The organism is Candidatus Methylomirabilota bacterium, assembly GCA_035936835.1.
Lineage (GTDB): Bacteria > Methylomirabilota > Methylomirabilia > Rokubacteriales > CSP1-6 > AR37.
The window spans coordinates 1-2,441 of record DASYVT010000118.1; the positions used below are offsets into that span (position 1 = coordinate 1).

Consider the following 2,441-nt stretch of genomic DNA (forward strand, 5'->3'; position numbering starts at 1 on the left):
GACGCCTCGTGGACCTGGCGGCCAAGAACCGGCTGCCGGCAGTGTACTTCTCGAGGGACTTTGTCGATGCCGGGGGCCTGATGTCCTATGGAGCGAACGGTCCTGATTTGTATCGGCGCGCCGCCACCTACGTCGACAGGATTCTCAAGGGCGCGAAACCGGCCGATCTTCCGGTTGAACAACCTACCAAGTTCGAGCTGGTCATCAACCTCAAGACGGCTAAGGCGCTTGACCTGACGATCCCGCAGTCGCTGATGCTGCGGGCGGATCAGATAATCCAGTAGCGATGTGCTACAGTACGCTTCGTTGCGCCAGGCGTGAGTGCTCCGAACCCATCGACAGGAGGCGGTTCCCATGACTGACCCAGCCCTCGACATCCCGTCGCTGCGGGACAAGGTCTCGCCCGAAGAGTGGGCGGTGCGGGTGGACCTCGCCGCCTGCTACCGGCTCGTGGCGCGCTACGGCTGGGAGGACCTGGTGTTCACGCACATCACGGCCCGGGTGCCGGGCACGCAGGACCAGTTCCTGATCAACCCGTACGGCGTCTTCTTCGACGAGATGACGGCCTCGAGCCTGGTCAAGATCGATCAGCAGGGGCAGAAGCTCCAGGACTCGCCGTTCTCCGTCAACCCCGCGGGCTTCGTGATTCACAGCGCCATCCACGCAGCTAGACACGACGCCAAGTTTGTCCTGCACACGCATACGCTCAACGGCGTGGCCATCTCGACGCAGCGGGCGGGGCTGCTCCCCATCTCGCAGCATTCGATCTCGGTGCTGGCGAGCCTGGGCTACCACGACTTCGAGGGCCCGGCGCTGCGTGACGACGAGAAGCCGCGTCTCGTGGCGGACCTCGGCGACAAGACCTCGCTCATCCTGAGAAACCACGGGCTCTTGACCGTGGGCGAGACGGCTGCCGAGGCGTTCGTCTCCATGTACTACCTCGAGACCTCCTGCGCCATCCAGGTGCGCGCGCAATCGGGCGGCGGCGAGCTGATCCCGGTCCCCAAGGAGGTCCTCGACGACTCCTATTCACGGATGATGAAGACCGAGAGGCCGGGCGGCGGCAGGGGCGCCCTCGTGTGGCCGGGTTTGCTCCGGCGCCTCGATCGCCTCGATCCTTCGTACCGGACCTGAGAGGCCGCGCCGCCGGGGACCGCGCCGGGCGCAGGCCCACTCACGCCGGTGACGAGATGAACGAGCGCGAAATCCGCGAGAAGATCCGGGAGTTGATGGCGGCAGGCGCGCTCCCGCCGACCTTGGCCGATAGCTCACTCGTGAGCGAGAGCGGGCTGGGCGTGCCGGCGCAGGTCCACGTCGGCACGGTCGACCTGGAGTCGTGCGCCATCTGCGGGGAGCCGGGACCCCAGCTGTCGTACTACCTCCCCGGCGGCCAGATCCTGCGTTTCCATGCGTTCTGCGACCTGCTCTGGCAGGAGGAGCGAGCCCGATGACCAGCCACACGATCGGCGTCCTGCACCCGGGAGAGATGGGGGTCACGGTCGGCGCCTCGGCGCGCGCCGACGGTTCGCGCGTGCTGTGGGCCTCCGAGGGGCGGAGCGCGCAGACCCGGGAGCGCGCCGCCGCGGCCGGGCTCGAGGACGCCAAGACGCTCGTGTTGCTCTGCGCCGCCAGCGGCGTGATTCTCTCGGTCTGCCCGCCACATTCGGCCCTCGATCTTGCGCGCGCGGTGGCGGCCCAGGCCTTCTCCGGCGTCTACGTAGACGGGAACGCCATCTCACCGGGGACCGCGCGGGAAATCGGCCGGATCATCGAGCGCGGCGGCGCCACCTTCGTGGACGGCGGCATCATCGGGCCTCCGGCCCGCGCGCGGGGCACCACGCGCTTGTATCTCTCGGGTGAGCAGGCCGGGCGGGTCGTCCGCCTGTTCGCTCAGGGGCCCCTTGAGGCCATCGCGCTCGACGGCGGACCCGGCGCGGCTTCCGCGCTCAAGATGGCCTATGCCGCGTACACGAAGGGCACGGCGGCGCTCCTCGTGAGCATCCGGGCGCTGGCGATCCGGGCCGGTGTGGACCAGGCGCTGCTGGACGAGTGGGCGCGGAGCCAGCCGGAGCTTGGAGCCCGCTCCGAGCGCGCGGCCGGCGAGACCGCGCGGAAGGCTTGGCGATTCACGGGTGAGATGGCGGAGATCGCGGCGACGTTCGATGACGCCGGGCTTCCCGACGGCTTCTTTCGGGCCGCCGGGGAGATCTACGAGTCTCTCGCCGGCTACAAGGACGCGCCCGCTATGCCGTCCGTGGCGGAGGTCGCGAAGGCGCTGGCGGGACGGCCTCGCGACTGACCGCCGACGGGGGAGCGAACGTGCTGTTCTTCGTTTCCCTTTTCGTGGATGGGGTGCTGGCCGGTGTGGTCTACGCCCCGATCGCCCTCGCCTTCGTGGTTGTGTACAAGGCGTCCCGCATGATCAATTTCGCGCTGGGCGA

The 2,441-nt window shown here is 68.6% G+C and carries 4 protein-coding genes; all 4 read left to right on the forward strand.

Annotated elements, in window-relative coordinates:
- Window positions 1-284, forward strand: a 284-nt coding sequence (locus VGV06_09430) for an ABC transporter substrate binding protein (GenBank protein HEV2055380.1), incomplete at its 5' end; no start/stop codon positions are given.
- A gap of 70 nt (window positions 285-354) precedes the next feature.
- The gene (locus VGV06_09435; protein HEV2055381.1) at window positions 355-1,134 is read left to right on the forward strand and encodes a class II aldolase/adducin family protein; all 780 of its coding nucleotides are present in this window, start codon (window positions 355-357) and stop codon (window positions 1,132-1,134) included.
- A gap of 56 nt (window positions 1,135-1,190) precedes the next feature.
- Window positions 1,191-1,451 (forward strand): hypothetical protein, encoded by a 261-nt coding sequence (locus VGV06_09440; protein HEV2055382.1) that lies wholly within the window; start codon window positions 1,191-1,193, stop codon window positions 1,449-1,451.
- The gene (locus tag VGV06_09445) at window positions 1,448-2,299 is read left to right on the forward strand and encodes a DUF1932 domain-containing protein (protein HEV2055383.1); all 852 of its coding nucleotides are present in this window, start codon (window positions 1,448-1,450) and stop codon (window positions 2,297-2,299) included. Before VGV06_09440 ends, VGV06_09445 begins: the two co-directional genes overlap by 4 nt.
- Window positions 2,300-2,441: the final 142 nt, after the last annotated feature.

Excerpts from the sequence above, each read along its gene's own strand:
- VGV06_09445 (HEV2055383.1), top strand. The coding sequence starts at position 1,448 with ATGACCAGCCACACGATCGGCGTCCTGCACCCGGGAGAGATGGGGGTC.
- VGV06_09440 (HEV2055382.1), top strand. The coding sequence starts at position 1,191 with ATGAACGAGCGCGAAATCCGCGAGAAGATCCGGGAGTTGATGGCGGCA.
- VGV06_09435 (HEV2055381.1), top strand. The coding sequence starts at position 355 with ATGACTGACCCAGCCCTCGACATCCCGTCGCTGCGGGACAAGGTCTCG.